This is a genomic window from Streptomyces sp. BE20, from assembly GCF_036322525.1.
Lineage (GTDB): Bacteria > Actinomycetota > Actinomycetes > Streptomycetales > Streptomycetaceae > Kitasatospora.
Window position 1 is genome coordinate 121,835 of the sequence record NZ_JAQYWW010001016.1, and the last position, 21,580, is coordinate 143,414.

At 73.9% G+C, this 21,580-nt stretch carries 10 protein-coding genes; 5 read left to right on the plus strand and 5 right to left on the minus strand.

The genetic code is table 11. The annotated features are described in order from the left end of the window. Positions 1-263: 263 nt before the first annotated feature. Positions 264-4,361, minus strand: coding sequence for a beta-N-acetylglucosaminidase domain-containing protein (locus PUR61_RS27215; protein WP_329882061.1), 4,098 nt, complete (start codon positions 4,359-4,361; stop codon positions 264-266). Between the two features lie 359 nt (positions 4,362-4,720). Between PUR61_RS27215 and malQ the strand changes: the two genes are divergently transcribed. Both malQ and PUR61_RS27225 read left to right on the plus strand, forming a co-directional pair. Continuing rightward, the gene (gene malQ / locus PUR61_RS27220) at positions 4,721-6,880 is read left to right on the plus strand and encodes a 4-alpha-glucanotransferase (RefSeq protein ID WP_443035242.1); all 2,160 of its coding nucleotides are present in this window, start codon (positions 4,721-4,723) and stop codon (positions 6,878-6,880) included. Between the two features lie 20 nt (positions 6,881-6,900). Continuing rightward, positions 6,901-7,131 (plus strand): hypothetical protein, encoded by a 231-nt coding sequence (locus PUR61_RS27225; RefSeq protein WP_329882062.1) that lies wholly within the window; start codon positions 6,901-6,903, stop codon positions 7,129-7,131. A gap of 203 nt (positions 7,132-7,334) precedes the next feature. Here the strand turns inward: PUR61_RS27225 and pepN are convergent, their stop codons facing one another. Both pepN and PUR61_RS27235 read right to left on the minus strand, forming a co-directional pair. Further along, on the minus strand, positions 7,335-9,917 hold the full coding sequence (gene pepN / locus PUR61_RS27230) for an aminopeptidase N (RefSeq protein WP_329882063.1): 2,583 nt from the start codon (positions 9,915-9,917) through the stop codon (positions 7,335-7,337). Between the two features lie 201 nt (positions 9,918-10,118). Further along, positions 10,119-11,861 carry an outer membrane protein assembly factor BamB family protein gene (locus PUR61_RS27235; protein ID WP_329882064.1) on the minus strand — a complete coding sequence of 581 codons (1,743 nt, stop codon included), beginning with the start codon at positions 11,859-11,861 and terminating at the stop codon, positions 10,119-10,121. 528 nt (positions 11,862-12,389) lie between these two features. Here PUR61_RS27235 and PUR61_RS27240 point away from each other — a divergent pair. The 3 genes from PUR61_RS27240 to PUR61_RS27250 all read left to right on the plus strand — a co-directional run bounded on the left by PUR61_RS27240 (position 12,390) and on the right by PUR61_RS27250 (position 17,586). Continuing rightward, complete coding sequence (locus PUR61_RS27240) at positions 12,390-13,592, plus strand: ROK family transcriptional regulator (protein WP_329882065.1); 1,203 nt, start codon at positions 12,390-12,392, stop codon at positions 13,590-13,592. A 327-nt stretch (positions 13,593-13,919) separates the two neighbouring features. Next, positions 13,920-15,839, plus strand: a complete 1,920-nt coding sequence (gene dxs / locus PUR61_RS27245) for a 1-deoxy-D-xylulose-5-phosphate synthase (protein WP_329882066.1) — start codon at positions 13,920-13,922, stop codon at positions 15,837-15,839. Positions 15,840-16,044: 205 nt separating this feature from the next. Continuing rightward, on the plus strand, positions 16,045-17,586 hold the full coding sequence (locus tag PUR61_RS27250) for an ArnT family glycosyltransferase (RefSeq protein ID WP_329882067.1): 1,542 nt from the start codon (positions 16,045-16,047) through the stop codon (positions 17,584-17,586). 133 nt (positions 17,587-17,719) lie between these two features. Here PUR61_RS27250 and PUR61_RS27255 read toward each other — a convergent pair whose 3' ends face one another. Then, complete coding sequence (locus PUR61_RS27255; RefSeq protein ID WP_329882068.1) at positions 17,720-19,849, minus strand: 3-hydroxyacyl-CoA dehydrogenase NAD-binding domain-containing protein; 2,130 nt, start codon at positions 19,847-19,849, stop codon at positions 17,720-17,722. A 2-nt stretch (positions 19,850-19,851) separates the two neighbouring features. Beyond that, positions 19,852-21,069, minus strand: a complete 1,218-nt coding sequence (locus tag PUR61_RS27260) for a thiolase family protein (RefSeq protein WP_329882069.1) — start codon at positions 21,067-21,069, stop codon at positions 19,852-19,854. Positions 21,070-21,580 lie beyond the last annotated feature (511 nt).

The following is a 21,580-nucleotide window of genomic DNA, read 5'->3' on the forward strand; positions in this document are numbered from 1 at the left end:
CCCGTCCGCCGCGGTGAGCAGCCCGAAGCGCTCTCCGCCTGACCACCGCTCCACAAGGGCTTGCCCGACAGATTTCCCGGTACGCCTCATGGGCCGCCACGCACCCCGCAGACGGGGAGCGCGGCGGCCCGCCGCGTTTCCGGGCCCGGCCGCCCTCCCGCCCACCGTGCGCACGCAGGCCCCGCGTGCCCGTGCCTGTGCGGCCGTGCGTGCCCGCGGGGGCGGACCGGGCGCAGGATCCCGCGCCCGGTCCGGCACCCCCGCTACGGCTTCGCCGGCGGGGCCGTCGGAGCGCCGGTCGAGCCGGACGGGGCCGGAGTCGGCCCGGTGGGCGTGGCCGACGGCGCCGGGGTGGTCGCCGGGGCGGTCGGCACCGTGGTCGGCTGTCCGCCGGCCTGTCCGCCGCCCTGCTGTCCGCCGCCCTGCTGGCCGCCACCGCCGGGCTGCCCGCCCGGAGGCGTCACCGGCGGAGTGAGGGGCGGTGTCACCGGCGGGGTCGCCCCCGCCGCCGCGGCGACGGCGTACAGCTCGACGCCCCAGAGCGAGTAGCCGTACTTGGTGGCCCGGGCCACGCCCTGCACCCGCAGGTACTTCGCCCCCGGCGCGTCGAACCGCACCGTCTCGTTGCCCCCCCTGCCGTCCTCCACCGTCGCCACGGTGGTCCAGGAACGGCCGTCCGCCGAGGTCTGGATCTTGTACGCGGCGGCGTACGCGGCCTGCCAGTGCAGCACCGCCGAGCCCAGGTGGACGGCCCGCGGCAGCTCCAGCTGCACCCAGGCGTCGTCGGCGGCCGGCGACGACCACCGGCTCTTCGGATCCTGGTCGGCCACGGCCGAGGCGGGGAAGTGCGGCGTCTCGTCGCCCGAGGAGGTCGCCTCGGCGGTGATCGCCAGGTCCGGCCCGCCGGTCGGCGGCACCACGTGCACCTGGAGCACCTGCCGCATGCTGGTCTGCCCGGTCACGAACACCACCGGCACCTGGTAGGTGCCCGACGGCGTGTCCGGCCCCGCGGTGACCAGCAGCGGGACGCCGACCCGGCCGCCGCGCGGCACGCTCACACCGGTCGCGGGCGTCACGGTCAGCCCCTTGGCGACGGCCGGCACCTCCGTCCGCAGCTCGCCGGTCACCCCCTCCGGCCGGCCGGCCTCGACGGTGGCCCGGGCCTGGACGGGCGCGCCGGCCCCGATGACCGCGTCGACCGCCGTGTCGGCCAGGCTGAGCCGGGCCGCCGGGGCGTCCGCGTACCAGGGGATCACCTGGTTGACCACCGGAGGCTGCCCGCCCGGCTTCCAGGCCAGGCGGAACGCGTCGGCGGGCAGCCCGCCGGCCGACAGCTCGTTCCAGCCCGGCTGTATGGTGCCGATCTCCGCCCAGCTGCCGTCCGCGCGCCGGACCGCGACGGCGGCGGAGGCACGCACGTTCGGGTCGGTGAGGATGGTCAGCCGGTCCAGCGGCCGGGCGGCGCCCAGCTCGACGGTGAGCGGCTCGTCCAGCGAGGTCGGCGCGGTGGCCGCCCGGTAGGCGGTGTCCGGGTTGCCGTCCAGCACCGCGGCGGCCGAGGAGCCGGGCAGTGCGGCCGGGCCGCCGGAGACACTGGCCGGGGCCTCGTCCGGCGCGGTGACCGAGAACTCGCGCACCGCGACCGCGGTCTTCTGCGCCGAGGTGGCACGCAGCCGGACCGCCCGGACGACGGTCCCGGCGGGCAGCTGGGCGGAGACGGACTTCTGGTTCTTCACCTGGGCCAGCCGCTTCCAGCCGCCCTCGCCGGTGGAGTACTCCAGCACGCCCTCGCGCAGGTAGTCGTCGAGCGCGTTCTGGCCGTCCGGGCCGTTGCCCCAGGAGCCCATCAGCACGGTGACGCTGCCGACCGGGCGGCCGTCGCCGAGCTCCAGGCCGACCGAGTCGCCGGGCTGCGGCGGCGCCGAGCTCCAGTAGAACGTGTCGGCGACACCGTCGGTCATCAGCGCGGGGAGGTGGTCGTGCGCGGTGCCCAGGGTGGTGGTCGGGGTGACGCCGCCGTCGAGCACGCCGGCCCAGGTGTCGGCGGCCCGCAGCGCCCGCTCCAGGAACGGGCCGAGCACGCCCGCGCCGACCGTCGCCGGGCTCTGGCCGAGCTGCTCGCGGAGCTTGTTCAGCTCGACCCGGGCCTTCCAGGCGGCCCCGCCGTCGCCGCCCCGCTGGGCGACCAGCATGTCCACGGCCGCCTGTCCGGCCAGGCCGTAGTCGCGCAGCGGAGCAAGCCAGGAGGCGGACTCGGCGGCCAGCTGGGCGGTGGCCGGCGCCGAGGCGAGGGTCTGCTGCGCGCCGGCCATCGCGGCGAAGGATTCCCGCAGCGGGGCGGCCGCCTCGATCAGCCGGGCGAGGTCGGGCGCCACGCCGGAGGTCGGCTCGGCGGTGGCCCAGAACCGCTCCAGCAGCGGCAGCAGGTAGCCGGACTCCTGCTTGGCGAGCGGCGACGAGGCGCTGTTGCCGGCCAGCGCGGTGACGGCGGCCAGGGCCGCGCCGGCGGGCGTCGCGGCCGAGGCGGTCGGACCGGCCAGCGAGCGCAGCGCGGCCTGCCAGGACTCCTCCGGCTTGTACCCGGCGGGGTTCCAGGCGAAGTCACCGGCGGTGGCCAGCGCGATCCGGGAGGCGACCGGCTGCTGCATCGCGCCCGTCAGCATGACGGCCGAACGGGTCGCCACCTCGGTGTCGCGCCCGGTGTAGGCCCCCAGGAAGAGCCGGTCCGGGGTGGCGTCGTTGACCGGGTAGTTGTCCATGGTGACCAGCGGGTGCCCGTACAGGCTCGCGGTGTCGGCGGCCTGGGTGCCGGTGATCCGCTCCGGGATCACGCCGACCCCGCTCCAGGCGACCTGGACGCCCGCCGGCAGCGCCGCGGCCAGCGCGGTCCGGTACGGGGTGGCGCCCTGCTGGTGGTACTCGGTGGGCACCACCGAGAGCGCGGCCAGCCCGGGGTTGCGGGCGATCAGCCGGTCCTGCACCCGGCCGGCCAGTTCGGCCTGCGCCTTGGCGGCGGCGGCCGGCCCGGTGCCGTACTTCGCGCGGTCCTCGGAGCAGTGCCACTCGTCGTAGGAGACGTCCAGGAACTGCAGCTGGAACGCGCCGAAGCCGAGCTTCCGCAGCCCGTCCAGCTTGGCCACCAGCGCGTCCGCGTCCTTCGCGGAGCTGTAGCAGAAGGACTGACCGGGGTCGATCGCGTACCCGGCCGTCACGTGGTTGTGCGCGGCCCGGGCGGCCAGGGCCCGCAGGTCGTCGGCCTTCCCCTGCGGGTAGGCGTCCCGCCAGCGGGAGAGCCGGTACGGGTCGTCGCCCGGCGCGTAGAGGTAGAGGTTCTGCTTGGCCCGGCCGAGGAAGTCCAGCTGGTCGAGCCGCTGCTGCTGGGTCCACGGGGTGCCGTAGAACGCCTCGGCGGTGCCGCGCACCGGCGCGCCGGACGGCCAGTCCCGCAGCGTGACGCCCGGCAGCCCGAGACCGGCCGCACCCGGCGCCTGCCCCTGCCCGGCCGGGACGACGGCCAGCAGCTGGCGCAGCGACTGCGCGGCGTAGAAGGTGCCCGCCGCGTCGGTGCCGGCCAGCACCACCACGCCGTACGTCCCGCCGCCCTGCACCGGCAGCTGACCGGCCGACAGCACGTACCCGCCGGCCGGCATCCCGGCCGTGGTCGGCGCCGCGGTGTCCTTGCCGACCGCGGCCGCGGTCAGCTCCCGCAGCACCCGGTCGGTGGCGCCGCCCGCGCCCTCGGCGGGCCCGCCGACGTACACCACCAGGTCGCCGGCGACCGGCGTGCCGGGCTCCGACCGCGGGGTGATCACGGTGGCCCCGGCCACGCCCAGCACCTCGTGCACCGCGTCCACCGCACCGTGGTCCGCCTTCGGCGAGACCACCAGGGTGACGCCGGTCGGCACGGTGACCGGCTTCCCGGCCACGCCCATCTCCTGCGGACGCGGGAACACCTGAGGGTTGCTCACGTTGCCCAGCGGCGTCTGCGCCGCGTTGCTCGCGGTGCTCACGACGTCCGGTCCCGGCGAGTACGCGTACGCGGCCGGACCGCTCACCAGCAGTCCGCCGACCACGGCCGCCGCCGACAGCGTCGCCGCCACCTGGAGGGTCCGCCGGCTCGGTGCCCCGGGCCGCGCGGCCAGCGCGCGCTCGGCGCGCACCGACGGCAGCAGCGGAGACGTCCCCTTGAGATCGGCGATCAGCCGGTCCGCCGTCCTCGGCGCCAGCTGACGGCAGGTCCGTGCTGTCGCCCGCCGCGCCGCGAGGGCCGCCGGGTGCTGCAACACGTCACGCAGCGCCGGGCTCTGCTCCAGCTGCTGACGCAGCCGCCGCCCGGCTACCTCGGACACTCGGGCTTGCACAGGAGCCTCCTCGCCAGGAACCACATCGCGCCAAAGCCCACCAGCTACCCCTCCCGGTGTCAACGTCGCCGACGGGTATGACGACTTTGTCCGATTTACCCCGGACTCCAACCCTTCGCCCCCGCACCGAAAGCCCCGGTCGCGAACGCGCCCGCCGGAGCGGGACGCAGGCCCGGCCGACGTCCCGTTCGCGCGCCCCCGGCAGACCCGGTGCTCCCGCGCCACCCCCGGGTCCGTGTGTCGCGCAGGGTCGCCGGGGCGTCACGCGGGTAGGACTGTGGCTGTCCTGACTGGGCGTTGCCGAGACATCGCAGGAGCCGCGAGTGGCCGCTTATCTCGACCGTGACGGAGCCGACGGCCTGGAGGTGCCGGCGCAGGACGCGCCGCCCCCTCCGCCGGAGCTGGTGGCGCTGGCCCAGGCGTACGGAGTGGACGCCCGGTACGGGCCCGGAGGAGTGCCGGCGGGCGCACGGACGCTGGTCGCGGTGCTGGCCGCGCTCGGCGTGGACGCGGCCACCCCCGACGCCGCCCGGGCCGCGCTGGAGCACCACCGCACCGAACAGCGCGCCCGCCTGCTGCCCCCGACCGTGGTGGTCCGGGCGGGCCGGCGGACCGCACTGGACGTGCCCGCCGACGCGCGGCTGACCGTCGAGCTGGAGGACGGCGGCCGCTGGGACCTCCCGCGCGGCCACGCCCACTGGCTCCCCGCCGACCTGCCGCTCGGCCGTCACGTCCTGCGGGCCGAGGTCCCCGGGCGGACCGGGGACGAGCGGCGGACCGGCACCGCCCACCTGATCGTCGCCCCCGAGCGGCTCCCCGCGCTGCCCGGCCGCAGCTGGGGCTTCCTCGCCCAGCTGTACTCCGTGCTCTCGGACCGGTCCTGGGGCATGGGCGACCTCGCGGACCTCGCGGACCTCGCCCAGTGGGCCGGCGCCGGCCTGGGCGCGGGCTTCCTGCAGATCAACCCGCTGCACGCGGCCCTGCCCGCCGTCCCGTCCGACCCGTCGCCCTACCGCCCGTCGTCCCGCCGCTTCGCCGACCCAGTCCACCTGCGGGTCGAGGCGGTCCCCGAGTACGCCTACCTGACCGGTGAGGACCGCGCCGAGGCCGACGGGCTGGTCCTGCGCGCCGCCCGCCTGCGGGCCGAGGTGCTGCAGCACGACGGCCTGATCGACCGCGACGGGGTGTGGGCGCTCAAGCGCCGCGCGCTGGAGCTGCTGTACGCGCGGTTCGAGCGGTACGCGGCGGAGCACGGCGCGGTCCGGCGGGCCGCCTTCGAGGCGTACCGGGCCCGCGAGGGCGCGTGGCTGGAGCGGTACGCGGTCTGGAACGCCCTGGCCGAGAAGCACGGCGCCGACCGGCACGCCTGGCCGAAGGGGCTGCGCCACCCGGACTCCCCGCACGTCGCCCGCGAGGCCGCCGAGTCGGCCGACCGGGTCGGCTTCCACCGCTGGCTGGCCTGGCAGGTCGACCGGCAGCTCGCGCACGCCCAGCAGGCGGCCCGCACCGCCGGCATGCCGGTGGGCCTGGTCCACGACCTCGCGGTCGGTGTCCACCCGGACGGCGCCGACGCGTGGGCCTTGCAGGACGTCCTCGCCACCGGCATCTCGGTCGGCGCGCCCCCGGACGCCTTCAACGCGCACGGCCAGGACTGGGGCCTGCCGCCCTGGCGCCCGGACGCGCTGGCGGAGGCCGGCTACGCGCCGTTCGCCGAGCTGATCCGCGCCGCCGCCCGGCACGCCGGCGCGATCCGGATCGACCACGTCATGGGCCTGTTCCGGCTCTGGTGGGTGCCGGCCGGGCACGCGCCGATCGAGGGCGCCTACGTCCGCTACGACGCCGAGGCGATGCTCGGGGTGCTGGCGCTGGAGGCGCACCGGGCCGGCACGGCGGTGATCGGTGAGGACCTGGGCACGGTGGAGCCGGGTGTGCGCGAGGAACTGGCGGCCCGCGGGGTGCTGGGCACCTCGGTGCTCTGGTTCGAACGGGACTGGCAGGCGAAGGGCGAGATCCTGCCGCCCGGGCGCTGGCGCCCGGGCAGCCTGGCGACGCTGACCACGCACGACCTGCCGTCGACGGCCGCCCGGCTGTCGGGCGAGCACGTGGAGCTGCGGCACCGGCTCGGCCTGCTGGCCAGGGCGCTCGGGGACGAGCAGGCGGAGGCGGCGGCCGAGCTGGCCGACTGGCGGGCCGAGCTGGCCCGGCTGGGCCTGCTGGGGGAGGACGAGCCGCTCTCGGCGACCGCGCTGTACCGCTTCCTGGCGGACACCCCGGCCGAGCTGGTCGGGGTCTGGCTGCCGGACGTGGTGGGCGATCCGCGCCCGCAGAACCTGCCGGGCACCTGGGACCAGTACCCGAACTGGCGGCTTCCGGTCGCGGACGGCTCCGGCCGGCCGGTCACGCTGGACGCGCTGGCCGCCGCTCCGGCCGCGGGCGCCCTGGCTGACCTGCTGCGGACCGTCGGGCAGCAGACCGGGCCCCGGCCCGAAAGGCCGACCCCGCCGAGCGGCCCCTCGTAAGTGGCGGGTAAGTTGGCATCGTGGACAAGAGGAACGCTTTGCGAGCCGGCGCGGTCACCGCAACGGTCACGCTGATGATGCTGCTGTCGTCGCCCGCCATGGCCCTCACCAGGGACGACGGCGACGACCCGGGTAGCGGCCTGAGCGTCGCCCAGACCCTCGGTCTGTTCGTGGTGATCCCGATCGCGTCCTTCGTGATCATCGCCGCCCTGGCCGCGCTGCCGTACGGCGGCGGCAAGGAGAAGAAGTAGCGGCCGCAGGCCCTCCGGCCACAGAGCCCAGACAGACCCCGAGGGGGCGCCGGACCACGTCCGGCGCCCCCTCGGGCGTTCCCGGGCCGGGGCGCGCACCCTCCCGCCCCGGCCCTGCCTCCGACCCCGCCCCCTGCCTCCCGCCACCGGGAAGGCCCGGCGGCGGGAGACAGGGGGGGACGGCGGTCGGCCGCGCCGGGACCTCAGCCCCGTGCGCCCGCCGCCCGGTCGGCGGCCTGCGCCTTGAGCGCCCGCTCGATCCCGGCCCGCGCCTCGACGACCTGACGCCGCAGCGACGGCGCCGGGTCGGCCGAGTCCAGCCACGCGTCGGTGGCGTCCAGCGTGGTCTGCTCGACCAGCAGGCCCGGGTAGAGCCCGCCGATGATCTGCTGCGAGATCTCGTGGCTGCGGGACTCCCAGACGTCCTTGACCGCCGCGAAGTACTTCGCCACGTACGGTGCCAGCAGCTCGCGCTGGTCGGTCTGCTGGAAGCCGCCGATCACCGCCGCCTGCACGTAGTTGGTGAGCGTGTCCGACTCGACGACCGAGGCCCAGGCCTCCGCCTTGGCTTCGGCGGTCGGCCGGGCGGCCCGGCAGCTGGCGGCGTGCTCCTGGCCGGCCGCGGTGTTGTCGCGGGCGAGTTCGGCCGCGATCGCGGCCTCGTCGGCGCGCCCGGTGGCGGCGAGCCGGCCCAGCAGGGTCCAGCGCAGCTCGGTGTCGACGGCCAGGCCGGCGATCTCGACGGAGCCGTCCAGCAGGCCGGCGATCAGGCCGAGCTGACCGTCGGTCCGGGCGACGGAGGCCAGGACGCGGGCCCAGGCCAGCTGGTGGTCGCTGCCCGCCTCGGCGGTGCGCAGCCGGTCCTCGGCGGCCTCGGCCCAGCGGGACAGGCCCTGCTCGCGCCAGGCCGGGTCGGCGTAGGCGTCGAGGGCGAGCCGCACCTGGCGCTGCACCGACTGGACGACACCGATGTCGGACTCCCGCCGGAGGCCGGAGAGGGCCAGCGTCAGGTAGTCGCGGGCGGCCAGCTCGCCGTCCCGCGTCATGTCCCAGGCGGAGGCCCAGCACAGGGCGCGCGGCAGCGAGTCGGGGAAGCCGCCGAGGTGCTCGGTGACGACGGCCAGCGAGTCCTCGTCGAGCCGGACCTTGGCGTAGGAGAGGTCGTCGTCGTTGAGCAGGATGACGGCCGGGCGGTGCCGGCCGGTGAGCTCGGGCACCTCGGTGCGCGGGCCGTCGACGTCCAGCTCGATCCGGTCGGTGCGGATCAGGGCGCCGTCGTTCAGCTCGTAGAGGCCCACGGCGATCCGGTGCGGGCGGAGCACGGCGTGGCCCTTGGCGCCGGCGGGCAGCGCGGGGGCCTCCTGGAGGACGGCGAAGGACTCGATCTCGCCGTCGGTGTTGAGCGTGAGGGCGGGGCGGAGCACGTTGATGCCGGCGGTCTCCAGCCAGGCGGTGGACCAGGACTTGAGGTCGCGGCCGCTGGCCTCCTCCAGGGCGCCGAGCAGGTCGCTGAGCCGGGTGTTGCCCCAGGCGTGCCGCTTGAAGTAGGCCCGCACGCCCTCGAAGAACGCGTCCTGGCCGACGTACGCCACCAGCTGCTTGAGCACCGAGGCGCCCTTGGCGTAGGTGATGCCGTCGAAGTTGACCTGGACGTCCTCCAGGTCGTTGATGTCGGCCATGATCGGGTGGGTGGACGGCAGCTGGTCCTGCCGGTACGCCCAGGTCTTCATCTGGTTGGCGAAGGTGGTCCAGGAGTTGGGCCACTTGGAGCCGGGGGCCTCGGCCTGGCAGACGGCCTCGGCGAAGGTCGCGAACGACTCGTTGAGCCAGAGGTCGTTCCACCACTCCATGGTGACGAGGTCGCCGAACCACATGTGGGCGAGCTCGTGCAGGATCGTCGCGGCGCGTGCCTCGTACGCGGCGTCGGTCACCTTGGACCGGAACACGTACTGGTCGCGCAGGGTGACGGCGCCCGCGTTCTCCATCGCGCCGGCGTTGAACTCCGGGACGAACAGCTGGTCGTACTTGGCGAAGGGGTAGGGGAAGTCGAACTTCTCCTGGAAGTAGTCGAAGCCCTGCCGGGTGACCTCGAAGATCGCCTCGGCGTCCAGGAACTCGCGCAGCGAGGGACGGCAGTAGATGCCCAGTGGCACCTCCTGGTCGCCGTTCCGGTACGCGTCGAAGACACCGACGTACGGGCCGGCGATCAGCGCGGTGATGTAGGTGGAGATCCGGCCGGTCGGCTCGAACCGCCAGACCTGGCTGTCGCCCTCGTCCTCGGGCGTCGGGGTGGGCGAGTTGGAGACCACCACCCAGCCGGTGGGCGCGGTCACGGTGAACGTGAAGGCGGCCTTGAGGTCGGGCTGCTCGAAGGAGGCGAAGACCCGGCGGGCGTCCGGCACCTCGAACTGGGTGTACAGGTAGGTCTCGCCGTCGACGGGGTCGACGAACCGGTGCAGGCCCTCACCGGTGTTGGTGTAGGCGCAGTCGGCGACGATCCGCAGCTCGTTCTCGGCGGCGAGGCCCGGGAGAGCGATCCGGCTGTCGGCGAAGTTGGCGTTGTCGAGCCGCTCGCCGTTGAGGACGATCTCCTCCACGCTCGGCGCGACCAGGTCGATGAAGGTGGCCGCGCCGGGGGTGCGGGCGGTGAACCGGACCACGGTGGTGGACCGGAACGTGCCCCCCTCTCGGGCGGAGCTCAGGTCGAGCTCGATCTCGTACGCGTCCACGTGCAGGAGGTCGGCCCGGGTGCGGGCCTCGTCACGGGTCAGGTTGGTGCCGGGCACTCGCTGGACTCCTTCGTCAGGCTGATGCCTGGCATCCTGCCATGCCCGCCCGCCGGGTCCGGAGGAATATGCCCGCGGCTGTCGGACGGGAGGGGAGGGCCGGGCCGGAGGGGGGACGCCGAAGGCGGGGCGGGGGTGGTCCGTGGACCACCCCCGCCCCGCCCGTCCCGCCGGGTGTCCGGCGGGATCACCGTTGCGGCGTCACTTCTTGACGTACTTGGCCACCGGGGCGTCGGAGCTGCTGCGCCCGAAGCCGTACAGCGACCCGTCCGACTGCATCACGAACTCGGTGAGGCTGAGGCCGATGTTGAGGTCGACGTTCTTGCTCTCGATGATGGCGCCGAGCTCGGTCGCCGCACCGTCGGTCGGCGAGAGGGTCACCAGCTTGGCGTCCTTGCCGTAGCCCATGTCCAGGATGGCCCGGACCTTGCCGTCCTTGTCGGTGCCGGAGACCAGCCGCAGCCCGTCCTTGGCGTCACCGGTGGTCGACCAGAGCCGCTTGCCGGTGTTCAGGTCGTACGCGTTGATCGCCGGCTTGGTCGGGTTGGTCTGCACGTACAGGGTCGTGCCGCTGATCACGTTCAGGCTGAACGCGTCGGCCTGGCCGCTGAGCCGCAGGCTGTCGTAGCCGGGCTCCTTGACCGACATCTGGTTGCCGGCCTTGTTGGTCTTGTCGAACGGCAGGATGTAGTCGCCGTTCGGACCGTTCGTCACCAGCAGCACCAGCGGCTGGTCCGAGAGGACCTTGTCGACCCGCTCGATGGTGCCGCCGAGCGTGATCGGCGCGGGCGAGGTGACCTTGCCGCTGTCCGTCTCCACGACCACCAGCTGCGACTTGACGGTGGTGTTGAGGCCGTAGCAGCGGTCGGTGACGACGATCTGGGCGCCGGCGGCGGTGCCGTAGACGCTGCAGTCCTTCTCGCGCGGCTGGAACGCCCAGACCGGGGTGCCGTCGGTGATGTTGATCGCGGCGGCCGTGTTGGCGCCGATGCCGACGACCTTGTCGGTGACGGTCAGCGACGGGGAGGACATCCGCTGCTGGCCGACCTTGACCGTCCAGAGCAGCTTGCCGGCGGCGACGTCGACCGCGGCGATGGTGGAGCAGTCGCTGTCACCGGTGTTCAGCGAGATCGCGGCGATGTGCTTCGCGTTGGTGCTGTACGAGGCGGAGCAGAACTCCTTGGTGCCGGCCGGCACCGGGATGTTCCAGGCCTCCTTGCCGTCGACCGTGCTGATGCCCCGGACACTGGTGGTGTCGACGCGCACCGCGGTCTTCTCGGCGCCCCAGATGGCGAGCAGCCGCGAGCTGCTGCCCCCGGCGGCCGGCTTCTCGGCGGCCCACGCGAGGTTGTAGGCACCGGCCTTGCCACCGCCGCCGCCCGTGGTCGGGCTGCTGGTGGCCCCGGTGGTGGGGGCGGTGGTCGTGCCGCCGGTGGAGCCGCCGGTGACCTCGCCGCTGGTGCCGCCGGTCGCGGCCGGCGGGTCGTCGTTCTTCTTCTTGTCGTCGGTGAACAGCACGATCAGCGCGGCGACGATGGCGATCGCCAGCACACCGCCGATGATGCCGCCCCAGATCATCACGGGGTTGCGCTGCTTGGGCGCGGCCGGCACCGGCGCACCGGGGAAGCCGTAGCCGCCCTGCTGCGGGTAGCCGTACCCGGCGCCGCCGTCGGCGGGCGGCGGGGCCGCGTAGCCGTAGGGCTGGCCCGCGTTCGGGGCGCCGAACTGCTGGCCCGCGTTCGGGTCGTACGGGCCGACCGGGGCGCCCGGGGGCGGACCCTGCGCGGGGAAGGCGGGGGCGGTGGGCGCGTAGGCGTAGCCCTGGCCCGCGGCCGGGGGCTGGGCCGGCGGCATGCCCGGTGCCGGGGGTGAGCCGGCCGGTGCGGGCGGCGCCGCCTGCCCGGGCACCGCCGACCCGTCGAGCTGTGTCTGCTGGTCCGCCACGGCCGCCGGGTCCACGCCACCGGGCTTGCGCCCGAGCGAGACGCCCCGGTTGTCTTGACCGCCGCCGGGCGTGTCGCCCGCCCCCGGCGTAGGGTGATCCCCTGCCATCTGATGCCCCGTCATGTCTGGAAGCGTCCCCCGGCCGGTTCACGTCCGCGGCCGGTGGGACGGGTGAGATTGGGCACCATCGTACGGGGGGACGGTTTTCGGACGGTCCCTGGCGCCCGTATCGCCGTGCACCGCGGCCCTGACCTGGGGCCGGACCGGCCGGTTGCCCGCCCGCAGGGCCCGGCGGGCCGGTGCCGGGGCGCCCTCCGCCCCCGTTCTCCCCGCTCTCTCCCCAGCCTCTCCCCGGTCCCGCTCCGGTTTCTGTCCGGAGTCCTCACCCGTCCCCGGGCCGCCACCGCCCCGGCGCCGCTCCTCCCGTTCACGGATGACCGCGCCCTCCCCTCGCCGCAGGCCCTAGGCTTCAGGACTTGAAAGGGGACGCCCGGCGGAGGGGTCCCCGCGCCCTTGGGAGGGTGGATCATGTCCACGGACACACCGGGCTCGCAGTCCTCACTGCACCGCGCCAACCTGGAACGGGTGCTCCGCGCGGTGCGGATGGCCGGCTCGCTGACGCAGGCCGAGATCGCCCGCGGCACCGGTCTCTCGGCGGCCACCGTGTCCAACATCGTCCGGGAACTGAAGGAGAGCGGCACCGTCGTGGTCGCCGACACCTCCTCCGGCGGGCGGCGCGCCCGCAGCGTCTCGCTCAGCGGGGACGCGGGCATCGTGGTGGGGATCGATTTCGGCCACACCCACCTGAGGGTCGCGGTCGGCAACCTCGCGCACCGGGTGCTCGCCGAGGAGAGCGCCCCGATCGACGTCGACGTCTCGGCCGCGCAGGGCTTCGACCGGGCCGAGGCCCTGGTCGAACGGCTCCTCGCCGAGGCCGGGTTCCGGCCGGAGAAGGTGATCGGCGTGGGCCTGGGCGTCCCCGGTCCGATCGACGTGGAGACCGGCGCACTGGGTTCGACCGCGATCCTGCCCGGCTGGACCGGGATCGCCCCCGGGCGTGAGCTGGCCCAGCGGCTCGGCATGCCGGTGCACGTCGACAACGACGCCAACCTCGGCGCACTCGGCGAGCTGGTCTGGGGCGCGGGACGCGGGCTGAGCGACCTCGCCTACATCAAGGTGGCGAGCGGCGTCGGCGCCGGGCTGGTGGTCAACGGGCAGATCTACCGCGGCCCGGGCGGCACCGCGGGCGAGATCGGTCACATCACCCTGGACGAGGCCGGCCCGGTCTGCCGCTGCGGCAACCGGGGCTGTCTGGAGACCTTCGTCGGCTCGCGCTACCTGCTCAACCTGCTCGTGCCGACCCTCGGCCCGGAGCTCTCGCTGCCCCGGGTGGTCGAGCTGGCCCACCAGGGCGACCTCGGGTGCCGCCGGGTGATCGCCGACGCCGGCCGGCAGATCGGCACCGGTGTGGCGACCCTCTGCAACCTTCTCAACCCGCGCCGCGTGATCCTCGGCGGTGACCTCGCGGAGGCCGGTGAGCTGGTGCTCGCCCCGATCCGCGACTCGGTGGCCCGCTACGCCATCCCCAGCGCCGCCCGTCAGCTCTCGGTCGTTCCCGGCACCCTGGGCGGCCGCGCCGAGGTGCTGGGCGCGCTCGCGCTGGTGATGAGCGAGATGGGGGAGTCCGGCGCACTCGGCCGCCCGACCCCGGCCGCCACCGCCCGCCCCTGAGCCCCGGAGCCCTCGGGCCGCGGACGGCCGCCCCCGGGCCCGCCCCTCCCCGTCGGCGGCCGGGTCACGGCCGTCCCTGGCACGGTGCGCCCCGGGCCCGTCCGGGCGCGCCGACACGCCGGTTTCTGCGGTTCACCCGAAAGAGTGACCGTCGAGGTGACTGGCGTGTACCGGCCGGTGGCACCGGACGCCCCGCCCGGTGTCCGGCGGCCGGAGATTAGACTCGACCGGTCGGCACCGACCGCGAGGCGGCGGGGAGTGCCGCCGCACCGGGCAGCGACGCCCGTCGGACCTCGCGGTCCGCGAACACTGAACGAGGAGGAACGGGTGGCCCTGCTGACCCGCATTCGGGGACCGCGCGATCTCGACCGGCTCACGCCCGGACAGCTGGCCACCCTGGCCCAGGAGATCCGGACCTTCCTGGTGACGGAGGTCTCCAAGACGGGCGGCCACCTCGGCCCCAACCTCGGCGTGGTGGAACTCACCATCGCGCTGCACCGGGTCTTCGACTCGCCACGCGACCGCATCCTCTTCGACACCGGCCACCAGAGCTACGTCCACAAGCTGCTCACCGGCCGCCAGGACTTCTCGCAGCTGCGGATCAAGGGCGGCCTCTCCGGCTACCCCTCCCGCGCCGAGTCCGAGCACGACGTGATCGAGAACTCGCACGCCTCCACCGTGCTCTCCTACGCGGACGGCCTGGCGAAGGCCAACGAGCTGCTGGGCAAGCACGACCCGGTGGTGGCCGTGATCGGTGACGGCGCGCTCACCGGCGGCATGGCCTGGGAGGCGCTCAACAACATCGCCGACTCCAAGGACCGCCCGGTCGTCATCGTCGTCAACGACAACGAGCGCTCCTACTCGCCGACCATCGGCGGCCTCGCCAACCACCTCGCCACCCTGCGCACCACCCAGGGCTACGAGCGGTTCCTCTCCTGGGGCAAGGACGCGCTGCAGCGCACCCCGGTGGTCGGCCAGCAGCTGTTCGAGACCCTGCACGGCGCCAAGAAGGGCCTGAAGGACTTCATCGCGCCGCAGGGCATGTTCGAGGACCTCGGCCTCAAGTACATCGGCCCGATCGACGGCCACGACCTCACCGCCCTGGAGTCCGCGCTGACCAAGGCGCGCGGCTTCGGCGGCCCGGTGATCGTGCACTGCCTCACCGAGAAGGGTCGCGGCTACCACGCCGCCGAGAACAACGACGAGGACCGCTTCCACGCGGTCGGCGTGATCCACCCGGAGACCGGACTGCCGATCAAGAGCGCGGGCAAGGACTGGACCTCGGTCTTCGCCGAGGAGATGGTGGCGCTCGGGCACGAGCGCGAGGACATCGTCGGCATCACCGCCGCGATGCTCCACCCGGTCGGCCTGGCCCCGTTCGCGCAGGCGTTCCCGGACCGGATCTTCGACGTCGGCATCGCCGAGCAGCACGCCGTCACCAGCGCCGCCGGCCTGGCCACCGGCGGCCTGCACCCGGTCTTCGCGGTGTACGCGACCTTCCTGAACCGTGCCTTCGACCAGGTGCTGATGGACGTTGCGCTGCACAAGCTGGGCGTCACCTTCGTGCTGGACCGGGCCGGCGTCACCGGCACCGACGGCGCCTCGCACAACGGCATGTGGGACATGTCGATCCTCCAGGTCGTCCCCGGCCTGCGGCTCGCCGCGCCGCGCGACGCCGACCAGGTGCGCGCCCAACTGCGCGAGGCGGTCGACGTCAAGGACGCCCCGACCGTGGTCCGCTACTCGAAGGGCTCGGTCGGTCCGGCCGTCCCGGCGGTCGGCCGGATCGGCGGCATGGACGTGCTGCGCGAGGCGGCGCCGGACGCCGCCGGGCAGACGGCCGACGGCCGCCGCGCCGACGTGCTGATCGTCTCGGTCGGCGCGCTGGCCCCGATGTGCCTGGAGGTGGCCGACCTGCTGGCCGCCCAGGGCGTCACCGCCACCGTGGTGGACCCGCGCTGGGTCAAGCCGGTCGACCCGGCCCTGCCGGGCCTGGCTGCCGAGCACCGGGTGGTCGTCACGGTCGAGGACAACGGCCGGGTCGGCGGTGTCGGCGCCGCCATCGCCCAGGCGCTGCGCGACGCCGGCGTGGACCTGCCGCTGCGCGACTTCGGCATTCCGCAGCAGTTCCTGGACCACGCCTCGCGGCCGGAGATCCTCGCCGAGATCGGTCTCACCGCCCCGGACGTCGCCCGTCAGGTGACGGCGCTGGTCTCCAAGCTGGACGTGGCCGCCGTCGAGGCCTGACCGACCTCCGCCGACCCGGCCGGGTCACCCGCCCGGCCGATCGGGGCGGGGCGGGTCGGCCGGGCCCTGCGGGGCCGTCCCGGCCGTCCGACGTCGACGGCTCGGCAACAGTTCGGCACGGATCGGGTACGGATCGGGCTGATAATCGCACCGAAAGGCGGGACCGGCGCTTCCGGCGCCGATCCCGCCCGGTAGGTTGTCATCCGTGCCGACCCCCACCCGATCCCGCCTGACCGCGCTCGCCGAGCGCCTGCCCTTGGGGGTACCCCCGGCCGAGGGCTGGGAGCGCGTCCGCGTCGGCTACTGGACGCGGCTGGTGCCGTTGCTGGCCCTGGTCGCGCTCGTCACCCACATCCCGTCCTTCGTCCGGCCGGTCTGGAGCCCCGACGAGGGCTTCCTGGCCACCCAGGCCCGGATGCTCGCCGACGGCGGCGTCCTGTACGACACCGTGGTCGACCGCAAGCCGCCGCTCCTGCCCTGGCTCTACCAGGCCTCGTTCGCGGTCTTCGGCTCCGCCTCGCTCTGGCCGCTGCGCACGCTGGCGGTGGGCGCCCACCTGGTCACCGCGATCCTGCTGGCCTCGATCGCCCGCGGCCGCTGGGGCAACCGGGCCGGCGCCGGCGCCGGGCTGCTCTACCTGCTGGTCTCCATCGGGCTCTCCCCGGAGGACACCCAGGCGGCGACCTTCGAGGTCTTCATGCTGCCCGCCATGGTGGCCGCCTTCCGGTACGCCGAGCGGCGCCGCTGGCTGGCGGCGGGCATCGCGGTGGCGCTCTGCTCGCTGACCAAGCAGACCGGCGGCGCGGTGCTGCTGGCCGTGCTCTGGATGCTCTACCAGGACGCCCGCCGACGCGGCGTCCGGTGGCCGCCCGCCCTGTTCAAGATCGGGTTCGGCTTCACGCTGCCGATAGCGCTGGTCGCGGTCATCCTCACCAAGCCCAAGGGCTTCCTCTTCTGGGTGGTCACCGGCAGCGGCGACTACGCCTCGGCGGGCGGCGCCCTGCTGCAGATGGTCGGCCGGGCGCTCGGCAACTCGGCGATCCTGCTCGGGGCCGGGCTGGGCTTCCTGCTGCCGGTCGGCCGACGGCTCTGGCTGAAGTACCGCCACCGCCCGCTGCCCGTCGCCGGGGAGGAGCACGGCTCCACCACGGACCTCTGGGTCTGGCTGCTGTCCTCGGTGATCGCGGTCAGCGTCGGCTTCCACTTCTTCGGCCACTACTACCTGCAGCTGATGCCCCCGCTGGTGCTGCTGGGCACCGGGGCGGTCGCCACCTCGGCGGTCCGCTGGAAGCCGGTCCTGGTGTACACCACGGCCGCCGCCACGGTCTTCTGGGGCCTGGCGCTGGCCTGGCCGGGGGAGCGGCTCAGCCGCACCACCGAGGTCGCCACGGCGGTCGCCGCCCAGACCTCGCCCAAGGACACCGTGCTGGTCTGGGGCATGCACCCGGAGCTGTACTGGCTCGCGGACCGCAAGCCCGCCACCCGGTACCTGACCGCCGGATTCCTCACCAACTACAGCGGCGGCAAGGACAGCAGCCTCAACGTCGGCGAGCAGTTCTCCGTGGACAACGCCTGGCAGACCTTCGACCAGGAGATCGCCAAGGGCCTGCCCGAGGTCGTGGTCGACGACTCCGGCCTCGCGCCGTACCAGCCCGGCATGATCCCGAAGATCGAGGCGCTGCTGGACACCCACTACGAGATGGTCGGCGTCTTCGCCGACACGGTGGTCTACCGCCTCAAGCGCTGACGCCCCCGGCGGTCGGGGCCGGGCCCGCCCGGCCGCCGCCCGGTCCGGCAGTCCCGGCACGCGAAGGAGCCCAGGTACGCGGAAGAGCCCCGGTGACCGATCCGTCGGTCACCGGGGCTCCGTCGTGCACTCCTCAGGCGGGCACCGAGGCCACACCGGGGGCGAGGAAGGGCTTGCCGTTCACGCGCTCCGAGATGCCCTCACGGTCCAGGTACGGGGTGATCCCGCCCAGGTGGAAGGGCCAGCCGGCGCCGGTGATCATGCAGAGGTCGATGTCCTGCGCCTCGGCGACGACACCCTCCTCCAGCATCAGGCCGATCTCCTGCGCGACGGCCTCCAGCGACCGCGAGAGCACCTGCTCCTCGGTCAGCACGCTGTCGCCGAAGGAGAGCAGCTCCAGCACCTCGGGGTCGAGGACCTGCTTGCCGTCGACCCAGGTGTAGAAGCCGCGCTTGCCGGCCTTGACCACCTTGCCGAGGTTCTCGGAGACGGTGAAGCGCTCCGGGAAGGCCCCGTGCAGGGTCTCCGAGACGTGCAGCGCGATGGCCGGGCCGACCAGCTCCAGCAGCACGATCGGGGACATCGGCAGGCCGAGCGGCTCGACGCCCTTCTCGACGGTGGCGATCGGGGTGCCCTCGTCGATGATGTTCTGGATCTCGCCCATGAAGCGGGTCAGGATCCGGTTCACCACGAACGCCGGGGCGTCCTTGACCAGCACCGAGGTCTTCCGCAGCTTCTTCGAGACGCCGAAGGCCGTGGCCAGCGCGACGTCGTCGGTCTGCTCGCCGCGGACGATCTCCAGCAGCGGCAGGATCGCGACCGGGTTGAAGAAGTGGAAGCCGACGACCCGCTCGGGGTGCTTCAGCTTCGACGCCATCTCGGTGACCGACAGGGAGGAGGTGTTGGTCGCCAGCACGCAGGTCGGCGAAACCACGTTCTCCAGGTCCGCGAAGACGGTCTGCTTGACGCCCATCTCCTCGAACACGGCCTCGATCACGAAGTCCGCGTCGGCGAAGCCGGCGGCCTTGTCGAGCGAGCCGGTGACCAGGCCCTTGAGACGGTTGGCCTTGTCCTGGCCGATCCGGCCCTTGCCGAGCAGCTTGTCGATCTCGGCGTGGACGTAGCCGACGCCCTTGTCGATGCGCTCCTGGTCGATGTCGGTGAGGACCACCGGCACCTCCAGACGGCGGGCGAACAGCAGCGCCAGCTGCGAGGCCATCAGACCGGCGCCGACGACGCCGACCTTGGTGACCGGGCGGGCCAGCGACTTGTCCGGCGCGCCGACGGGGCGCTTGGCCCGGCGCTGCACCAGGTTGAAGGCGTAGATGCCGCTGCGCAGCTCGCCGCCCATGATGAGGTCGGCCAGGGCCGCGTCCTCGGCGTCGAAACCGGCCTGGAGGTCCTGGTCCTTCACCTGGGCGATGATGTCCAGCGCCCGGTAGGCGGCGGGGGCCGCACCGTGGACCTTGGCGTCGGCGACCAGACGGCCCCAGGCGACGGCGTCGTCCCAGGCCTTGCCGCGGTCGATCTCCTCGCGCTCGACGGTCACGTCGCCCTTGAGGACACGGGCCGCCCAGAGCAGCGACTGCTCCAGGAAGTCGGCCGGCTCGAAGATCGCGTCGGCGATCCCCAGCTCGAACACGTCCTTGCCCTTGAGCTGCTTGTTCTGCGCCATCGAGTTCTCGATGATGACCTTGACGGCCTTCGCCGGGCCGATCAGGTTCGGCAGGACGGTACAGCCGCCCCAGCCGGGGACGAGGCCGAGGAAGACCTCCGGCAGCGAGAACGCCGGGACGCCCGCGGACACCGTGCGGTAGTCGCAGTGCAGGCCGACCTCGACGCCGCCGCCCATCGCCGCGCCGTTGTAGAACGCGAAGGTCGGGACGGGCAGTGCGGCGATCCGCTTGAAGACCTCGTGGCCGCCCTTGCCGATGGCCAGCGCGTCCGCGTGCTCCTTGAGCAGCTCGACGCCCTTGAGGTCGGCGCCGACCGCGAAGATGAACGGCTTGCCGGTGATCGCCGCACCGACGACGGTGCCCTCGGCGGCCTCCGCCTCGACCTGGTCCAGCGCCGCACTCAGCTTGAGCAGCGAGCCCGGGCCGAAGGTGGTCGGCTTGGTGTGGTCGAAGCCGTTGTCCAGGGTGATCAGGGCCAGCCGGCCGGCCTGCAGCGGCAGGTCCAGGTGGCGGACGTGCGCGGTGGTGACGACCTCGCCGGGGAAGAGTTCGGCGCCGCGGGTCAGCAGCTCAGTCGTGGTGCTCATGGTCACTTACCACCCTCGAAGTGCGGGTTCTCCCAGATGATGGTGCCGCCCATGCCGAAGCCGATGCACATCGTGGTGAGGCCGTAACGGACGTCCGGGCGCTGCTCGAAGCGGCGGGCCAGCTGGTTCATCAGGCGCACGCCGGAGGAGGCCAGCGGGTGGCCGAAGGCGATCGCGCCGCCGTACGGGTTGACCCGCTCGTCGTCGTCCGCGATCCCGTAGTGGTCCAGGAAGGCCAGCACCTGGACGGCGAAGGCCTCGTTGACCTCGAAGGCCTGGATGTCGTCGATGGTCAGACCGGCCTTGGCCAGCGCCTTCTCGGTGGCCGGCACCGGGCCGATGCCCATCACCTCGGGCTCGACACCCGCGAAGGCGTAGGAGACCATCCGCATCTTGACCGGCAGGCCGAGCTCCTCGGCCACGTCCTCGGCGGCCAGCAGCGAGGCGGTGGCGCCGTCGTTCAGACCGGCCGAGTTGCCCGCGGTGATGTTGCCGTGCGGGCGGAACGGGGTCTTCAGACCCGCCAGGCTCTCCATCGTGGTGCCCGGGCGCAGCGGCTCGTCCACGGTGGCCAGGCCCCAGCCGGTCTCGCCGACCTCGGGGTTGGTGTTGCGGATCGAGATCGGCACCAGGTCGGGCTGGATGTCGCCGTTGGCGTACGCCTTGGCGGCCTTCTCCTGCGAGCGCACGGCGTAGGCGTCGCAGCGCTCCTTGGTGATGTGCGGGAACCGGTCGTGCAGGTTCTCCGCGGTCATCCCCATGAACAGGGCGGACTCGTCGACGAGCTTCTCGGAGACGAAGCGCGGGTTCGGGTCGACGCCCTCGCCCATGGGGTGGCGGCCCATGTGCTCGACGCCACCGGCCACGACGATGTCGTACGCGCCGAAGGCGATGCCGCCGGCGGTCGCGGTGACGGCGGTCAGCGCGCCGGCACACATGCGGTCGATCGAGTAGCCGGGGACGGACTTCGGCAGGCCGGCCAGCAGCGCGGCGGTGCGGCCGATCGTCAGACCCTGGTCGCCGATCTGCGTGGTGGCCGCGACGGCGACCTCGTCGATGCGCTCGACGGGCAGGTTCGGGTTCCGGCGCACGAGCTCCCGGATGCACTTGACGACCAGGTCGTCGGCGCGCGTCTCGTGGTAGATGCCCTTCGGGCCGGCCTTGCCGAACGGGGTGCGGACGCCATCGACGAAGACGACGTCCCTCGCGGTACGAGGCACGGGGGCTTCTCCTCCCAGGGACCAACAGGTTGAGGTGGGCAGGCTGCCGCCGTCCGTCGCACGAGGGGACGTGAGCGGCGCTGCTTCACCGTCATGCTACCCGTCGGTAACCAGCCTGCCCAGGCCCGACGGGTGCATCTCCCCGTGTGTCCCGCAACACGTGTCCTCGCCCGCTCGCCTCCGGGCCGCTTCGGTCCGGTGCCGACGGTCGGCGCTCCCGCGCTCCTTCGTCGCTTCCTCGCTTCTCCCTCTCGGCACCGGCGCGGTCCTTCGGCTCGGGGCGGGGTCCTCGCCCGCCCGCCTCCGGGCCGTTCCGGAGCCGGACGTGGGCGCTGCGGAGTAGCCCCCGGGGACTAACCCCCACCACAACCCACACCCCCGAACACTAACACGCCCGCGCCGGGGCCGAGAGGGAGAAGCGAGGAAGCGACGAAGGAGCGCGGGAGCGCCGACCGTCGGCACCGGACCGAAGCGGCCCGGAGGCGAGCGGGCGAGGACACGTGTTGCGGGA

Bases quoted from the DNA above. Each gene is read 5' to 3' on its own strand.
- PUR61_RS27255 (WP_329882068.1), bottom strand. From the start codon at position 19,849: ATGAGCACCACGACTGAGCTGCTGACCCGCGGCGCCGAACTCTTCCCC.
- PUR61_RS27240 (WP_329882065.1), top strand. From the start codon at position 12,390: ATGTCCACGGACACACCGGGCTCGCAGTCCTCACTGCACCGCGCCAAC.